Genomic DNA, 6,453 nt, shown 5'->3' with positions numbered 1-6,453 from the left:
CTGACCGAGACGCCCCGGATCGGCAGCTGCGCCGCGAGGCGACGCCGCTGGTGATGGCCAACGCCGACTCCTACCAGCAGGAGCACGACCCCTCGGCAGCCCGGGCCCGGATGCCCGCGGCCGCCTATCGGACTGCCCGCGAGGCTCTGGCGCACGGGCCGGTGCTCATCCAGGTCGGTCGTGCCGGCTTCATCCCGGCGGTGCTCTGCGAGCGCTGCCGCAGCCGCCAGGAGTGCCCGAGCTGCCACGGGCCGCTGACCATCCCCGCCCACCACGGGCAGTCCCGCACGCTGCGCTGCCGCTGGTGCGGGCTGCACCACCGGGACCACCGCTGCACCGTCTGCGGCCACGCGACCTTCCGCGCCGGATCGCGCGGAGCCGACCGCACCGCCCATGAGCTGGGCCGGGCCTTCGCCGGAGTGCCGGTGGTCTCCTCGACCGGCGACCACCCGGTGGAGACGGTCTCCGCGCAGGCCGCACTGGTGGTCTCCACCCCGGGCGTGGAGCCGGTGGCCGAGGACGGCTACGCCGCCGCGCTGCTGCTCGACGGCGACGCCCAGCTGACCCGCGAGGGCCTGGATGTCCCGCGTCGGATGCTGGCCCGCTGGTTCCGCGCGGCCTCGCTGGTGCGCCCGCGTCGGGAGGCTGAACGGGGAGAGGGGACCGTGGTGGTCACCGCCGGCGCCGAGGAGCTCACCACGGCCCTGGTGCGATGGGATCCGGTCGGCTGGGCGCGGCGCGAGCTGGCGCGCCGCCGCGAGCTGGGACTGCCGCCGGCGCGCCGGATGCTCTCGCTGACCGGCGAGGCCCAGGAGGCCGAGCAGCTGATCGGCCAGCTGCGGCTGCCCGAGGGGCTGGCCTGGATCGGCCCGGCCCCGGTCGACGAGGAGCGGCAGCGCTGGCTGCTGTTCTTCAGCTATGCCCAGGCCGAGGAGGTCGTCGGCGAGATCCGCCGGGTGCGCCGGACCCACAGCGCCCACCGCGAAGGCCGTGGGGTGCGGATCGCCGTCGACGACGTCGACGCGCTGCAGATCTGAGCGCCGGGCGCGTTCCGGAGGGCCGACCCTCGTCCCGGTGAGCGTCATGCTGCCCTGGTCTCCCTCGCGCTGAGGCAGAATGAGGGGCGGACGGAGAAGACCGCACCTCGTCACAGCCAGGAGCGACACCACGATGACGGATGCTCACGAGTCCCGCGCGCTGCGGGGCGCCGACGGGATCGTCGCGATGCTGCTGATCCTGCTCCTGGTGACAGGCCTCGTCTGGGCCCTGGGATTCCTGGGAGTGCTGGGCGTCCAGCTCGCCGGGCTTCCTGTGCCCGGATGGCTGGTCATCTCCGCGATTCCCGGACTGCTGATCAGCGTCGGGATGATCTGGCTCTCCGCACGCCAGATCCTCCGACGGCATCGGGCCTGATGTCACGCGGATGCCGGCCTCAGAACACTCCGGCGTCGAGGTCGGCGAGGAATCGGCCGATCGCCCGGGCCGCCGGGGCGGGCTTCTCGTAGTGGATCAGATGTCCGACGCCGCGCAGCACCTCCAGCCGCGCCTGCGGCAGCGCCTCGCGCAGCCGCCGTCGTCCTTGGGCGGTGCTGATCTGGTCGCGGGAGGCACCGATGAGCAGCACCGGCAGCTCCAGGCGCTCGGCGAACTCGAGCACCGTGTGCCGGCTGGAGGCCCGATAGGCCTCATCGACCGTGCGCCGGTCGGAGAAGCCGCTGAAGTGCCGCCGGTGCTGATCGCGGACGTAGGCGGCGATCCGGGCGTCGCTGCTGGTGAGCATCGTCAGGTTCGTCAGCTCGATGATGGGCCGGCAGCGCAGCAGCGTCAGCGCGGCCGGCTCGGGCAGGGCGCGGGCGCCGGCATAGAAGGCCTCCACGCCCAGCGCACCCGGCAGCAGCGACCCGGAGAAGATGTCGTCGCTGATCGGGCAGATCAGCACCAGTGCCGCCCAGCTGCGCGACGTGCGGGCCGCGTGGGCGGCGACCACCAGCGAGCCGAAGGAATGCCCGGCCAGCACGTCCTCGGCGCCCAGACCCAGCGCCGCGGCCAGCCCCTCGACGACCGCGGCGTAGGTCTCCAGACCGTGCTCGCGGCCGGGGACCGGCGCGGTCTCGCCGAAGCCGGGCAGATCCGGGACGAGCACCTCGTGGTCGGTCAGCGCATCGGCCAGCAGCATCATGCCGTGATGGTCGCCGCGGAAGCCGTGGATCAGCAGCAGGCTCCGACGAGCGGCGGACGCGTCGTCGGCGGGTCGAGAGGGGCCCGCATACCGCCAGAGGCGGACCGGATGGTCGCGCCCGTCGACGTCGACGGTCACCGTGGTCGGTTCGCCGGTCCGCGGCGGGGCGCCGGTCCAGGGGGTGCCGCCGTCGTCGGCGGCCTCGGGGGCTGGTGTCGCGGTGTGGTCGTCGATCACCGTCCCAGGCTAGCGCGGCGGGCGTGCCGACCGGGGCGCGACGGCCTCGGAGTCGGCACCGCGCCGTCGTGCGCGTCCCGTTAGACTGGGTCGGGTCGACGCGCGGCCCTCCCGCGCCGTCGGCCGCGGTCGTGACCTCGCGGCCGCCCGCCCCTGACCACGCCACTCGACCACGAGGTGCCCCACACGTGAGCAACGCGAGCGATTCCGCGGCGACGCCGGCCGCGCCGTCCGGCCAGCACGAGCAGCAGCCCGCCCAGTACGACGTCTCGGCGATCGAGGCCCGCTGGCTGCCGTACTGGGAGCGGGAGGGCACCTTCGTCGCCGCCGAGGACGACGAGCGCGAGCGCAAGTACGTGCTGGACATGTTCCCGTACCCCTCCGGCGACCTGCACATGGGCCATGCCGAGGCCTTCGCCATCGGCGACGTCCCGGCCCGCTACGCGCGGCTGCGCGGCTACAACGTGCTGCACCCGATCGGCTGGGACTCCTTCGGACTGCCGGCGGAGAACGCCGCGATCAAGAACGACGCGCACCCGGCCGAGTGGACCTACCGCAACATCGAGACGCAGGCGGCCTCCTTCAAGCGCTACGCGATCTCGGCGGACTGGACCCGCCGGCTGCACACCTCTGACGAGGCCTACTACCGCTGGACGCAGTGGCTGTTCCTGCAGTTCCATCAGCGCGGGCTGGCCTACCGGAAGGACTCGCCGGTCAACTGGTGCCCGAAGGACCAGACCGTGCTGGCCAACGAGCAGGTCGTCGACGGCGCCTGCGAGCGCTGCGGCACCGAGGTCACCAAGAAGTCGCTGAACCAGTGGTACTTCGCCATCACCGAGTACGCCGACAGGCTGCTCGACGACATGGACCAGCTCTCCGGCCGCTGGCCCGAGCGCGTGCTGGCCATGCAGCGCAACTGGATCGGCCGCTCCACCGGCGCCTCGGTGCGCTACACCATCGAGCCGGCCGCCGACGGCGCCGACGTCGACCCGGTGGAGGTCTTCACCACCCGGCCCGACACGCTCTACGGGGTGACCTTCATGGTGGTCGCGGCCGACGCCGAGCTGGCCGAGCAGCTGGTCACCGACGAGCACCGGGCCGAGCTGGACGCCTACCGCGAGCAGCTGGGCTCGGTCTCCGACATCGAGCGCCAGTCCGCCGAGCGCGAGCGCACCGGCGTCTTCCTCGGCCGGTACGCGATCCACCCGCTGACCGGCGAGCGGCTGCCCGTCTGGGCCTCGGACTACGTGCTGGCCGACTACGGCACCGGCGCGGTGATGGGCGTGCCCGCCCACGACCAGCGTGACCTGGAGTTCGCCCGGGCGATGGACCTCGCCGTCCGCGTCGTCGTCGACACCGGCGAACAGGACCCCGCCGAGACCGGCGTCGCGACCGCCGGCGAGGGCACGGCGATCAACTCTCCGGCCTGGGAGGGCGAGGACAAGACCGCCGCGATCGAGCGCGCCGTCGAGGTGCTGGCCGAGCAGCGCGTCGGCGAGGCGACGGTGAACTACCGGCTGCGCGACTGGCTGCTCTCCCGCCAGCGGTTCTGGGGCGCGCCGATCCCGATCGTCCACTGCCAGAGCTGCGGCGAGGTCCCGGTCCCGGAGGATCAGCTGCCGGTGCGGCTGCCCGACGACCTGCGCGGCGAGCAGCTCTCCCCGAAGGGCCGCAGCCCGCTGGCCGCCGCGGAGTCCTGGGTCCACACCAGCTGCCCGTCCTGCGGCGGCGCCGCCGAGCGGGACACCGACACCATGGACACCTTCGTCGACTCCTCCTGGTACTTCCTGCGCTTCCTCAGCCCGAACGATGACGCCCAGGTCTTCGACGCCGAGGCCGCGAAGCGCTGGATGCCGGTGGACCAGTACGTCGGCGGCGTCGAGCACGCGATCCTGCACCTGCTCTACGCGCGCTTCTTCACCAAGGTCATCCACGACCTCGGGCTGATCGACTTCGACGAGCCGTTCAGCGCGCTGATGAACCAGGGACAGGTGCTCAACGGCGGCAGGGCGATGAGCAAGTCGCTGGGCAACGGCGTGGACCTGGGCGAGCAGCTCGACGCCTACGGCGTCGACGCGGTGCGGCTGACGATGGTCTTCGCCTCCCCGCCGGAGGATGACGTCGACTGGGCCGACGTCTCGCCGTCGGGCTCGGCGAAGTTCCTGGCCCGGGCCTGGCGGCTGGCCCAGGACGTGACCAGCGAGGTCGGCGTCGATCCCGCCGACGGCGCGGCCGGGCTGCGCGCGTCGACGCATCGCACCGTCGCCGAGGTCGAGCAGCTGGTCGAGGTGCAGAAGTTCAACGTGGTCGTGGCTCGGCTGATGGAGCTGGTCAACGCGATCCGCAAGGAGATCGACGCCGGCGCGGGCGGGGCGGACCCGGCGGTGCGCGAGGCGACCGAGATCACCGCCCAGATCCTCTCGCTAGTGTCCCCGTACACCGCCGAGGACATGTGGGCGGCCCTGGGTCGCGAGCCCTCGGTGGCGAACTCCAGCTGGCCGGCCGTCGAGGAGTCGCTGCTGGTCGACGACACGGTCACCGCCGTGGTGCAGGTCAAGGGCAAGCTGCGCGACAAGCTCGAGGTCCCGGCCGACATCTCCGCCGCGGATCTGGAGGCCAGGGCCCTTGCGCTGCCGAAGATCCAGAAGTACGTCGAGGAGGGCGGCGGCGTCCGCAAGGTCATCGTCCGCGAGCCCAAGCTCGTCAACGTGGTGACCGGCTGATCGCCGGAGAGCCTGGCATGGACGTCGCGCAGCGGGCCGATCAGCGGATCGAGCAGCGTCTCGACTCCTGGGGCGCGGCCTGGCAGCGGCGGCTGCGCAGCTCCCGACGCGCGGCAGGGCTGCGCGCCGGGCTGCGCCGTCGTCGGCCGCGCGTCGCCGTGGTCACCGACTCCTCGGCGGCCCTGCCGATGCAGGAGCTCGGCCCGCTCGCCGAGGCGATCACCGTGGTGCCGATCCCGGTGATGATCGGCGAGCAGATCCATCCCGAAGCCGGCGAGGAGCTCGGCCGGGACCTGCCGCTGGCCCTGGCCCAGGGCACCCGCGTGGTGACCTCGCGCCCGTCCCCGGGGCGGCTGGCCGAGGCCTATGCGGATCTCTCCCGGCAGGGCGTCGAGCACGTCGTCTCCGTGCATCTCTCCTCTGCGCTGTCCGGCACCGTCGAGGCCGCCCGGCTGGCCGCGGAGCAGGTCGACGTCGCCGTCGAGGTCGTCGACTCCCGACAGACGGGGATGACGATGGGCCATGCGGTCCTCGAGGCGGCCCTGTGCGTGCTGCTGGGCGGCACGGCGGCTGAGGCCGCCGCGGCGGCCCGGACGACCGCAGAGGCGAGCACAGCGCTCTTCGTGGTGCCCAACCTGGAACAGCTGCGCCGCGGCGGACGGATCACCGCGCTGAGCGGGCTGCTCGGCACGCTGCTGTCGGTGCGGCCGCTGCTGGCCCTGCGCGACGGGGCGATCCAGCTCGAGGAGCGCCCGCGCAGCCTCGACCGTGCCGTGGAGCGGCTGACCGCCCGCGCCGTGGAGGAGGCGGCCGCCGGGACCCCGGTGCGGATCGCCGTCCATGGCTTCGGCAACGCCGAGCAGGCGCTGGCGCTGGCCGAGTCGCTGGACGAGCACTCCGCGGCGCCGGTGCCGGTGGTCGACGTCCCGCCCTCGCTGGCGGCGCATCTGGGCCTCGGCGTGCTGGGCGTCTGCCTGAGCCCTCTCGACGGGGCCGCCGCCTCGTCCGCCCCGACCCGCGAGACTCCTGCACAGGGCAGCTCCTCGGGCTGAGGACACGCCGGGGCATCCACAGGTGCGGCCGATCGGCTCGGCCCGGGCTCGCCGAGGCTCTAGCCTCGGCGGCATGGACAACCAGGGGCTCTTCGACGACGACCCCGTGCTGTCCCGACGGGAGCGGCTGCGCGCCCAGCGCGAGGCCGCTCATCGGGCGCCGACGCGCGTGGGTCTGCGTTTCACCGCCGCGGCGACGGTGGTGGTCGGGCTGCTGGTCTGGATCGTCGTGTCCTGGCTGATCAGCAGCCCCTCGGCCTCC

General features: G+C 73.4%; 5 protein-coding genes and 1 pseudogene. 5 read left to right on the top strand and 1 reads right to left on the bottom strand.

What is annotated here, in order from left to right; translation table 11 throughout:
- Positions 1-1,037: pseudogene (locus tag GU5_RS17190) on the top strand (primosomal protein N'); the annotation flags it as partial.
- Between the two features lie 133 nt (positions 1,038-1,170).
- The gene (locus GU5_RS0103465; protein ID WP_010524192.1) at positions 1,171-1,413 is read left to right on the top strand and encodes a hypothetical protein; all 243 of its coding nucleotides are present in this window, start codon (positions 1,171-1,173) and stop codon (positions 1,411-1,413) included.
- A gap of 19 nt (positions 1,414-1,432) precedes the next feature.
- On the opposite strand, the gene GU5_RS13830 is transcribed toward GU5_RS0103465, so the two are convergent.
- Complete coding sequence (locus GU5_RS13830) at positions 1,433-2,416, bottom strand: alpha/beta fold hydrolase (RefSeq protein WP_010524191.1); 984 nt, start codon at positions 2,414-2,416, stop codon at positions 1,433-1,435.
- A 275-nt stretch (positions 2,417-2,691) separates the two neighbouring features.
- On the opposite strand from GU5_RS13830, the gene leuS reads away from it, so the two are divergent.
- The 3 genes from leuS to GU5_RS13820 all read left to right on the top strand — a co-directional run.
- A complete protein-coding gene (gene leuS / locus GU5_RS0103455; RefSeq protein ID WP_237704657.1) occupies positions 2,692-5,139 on the top strand; it encodes a leucine--tRNA ligase in 2,448 nt (815 codons plus the stop codon).
- A 17-nt stretch (positions 5,140-5,156) separates the two neighbouring features.
- Positions 5,157-6,191, top strand: coding sequence for a DegV family protein (locus GU5_RS13825; protein ID WP_010524189.1), 1,035 nt, complete (start codon positions 5,157-5,159; stop codon positions 6,189-6,191).
- Between the two features lie 73 nt (positions 6,192-6,264).
- Positions 6,265-6,453: hypothetical protein (locus tag GU5_RS13820; protein WP_010524188.1), on the top strand; the 189-nt coding region annotated here is incomplete at its 3' end.

The organism is Nesterenkonia sp. F (assembly GCF_000220985.1).
Lineage (GTDB): Bacteria > Actinomycetota > Actinomycetes > Actinomycetales > Micrococcaceae > Nesterenkonia.
This window is presented reverse-complemented; position numbering and strand designations above follow the sequence as displayed.

Excerpts from the sequence above, each read along its gene's own strand:
- GU5_RS0103465 (WP_010524192.1), top strand. The coding sequence starts at position 1,171 with ATGACGGATGCTCACGAGTCCCGCGCGCTGCGGGGCGCCGACGGGATC.
- GU5_RS13825 (WP_010524189.1), top strand. The coding sequence starts at position 5,157 with ATGGACGTCGCGCAGCGGGCCGATCAGCGGATCGAGCAGCGTCTCGAC.